This is a genomic window from Bacillus sp. SIMBA_008 (assembly GCF_046535495.1).
In the GTDB taxonomy this organism is placed as follows: domain Bacteria; phylum Bacillota; class Bacilli; order Bacillales; family Bacillaceae; genus Bacillus; species Bacillus subtilis.
In genome coordinates this window covers 1-246 of record NZ_JAWRWL010001026.1, presented here as the reverse complement: position 1 = coordinate 246, position 246 = coordinate 1, and the positions used below count along the sequence as shown (strand labels likewise).

General features: G+C 62.2%; 1 pseudogene. It reads right to left on the bottom strand.

From position 1 onward, the window contains the following. Positions 1-246: pseudogene (locus SB658_RS26520) on the bottom strand (hypothetical protein); the annotation flags it as partial.

Sequence of the window (246 nt, the reverse complement as noted above, 5' to 3'; positions counted from 1 at the left end):
CGAGTAGATCGCGAACGAGATGAACACCATGCTCGCGTAGGCGGAGACGAACGCGATGAGGGCGGCCAAGAAGAGGCCCGCGAGACCGATTGTCAGAACGAGCGCGATCGAGAGGACTGGCAACGCCAGCACAGCGAGTCCGAGGATCAGCGAGAGACGGTTGCCGAGGCTCCGCCCCTCCTTCTTCATCATCGTGAAGCCGTTGCGGATGAGGCCGATGCCGAACACGAGGATGCTGATCGGCAC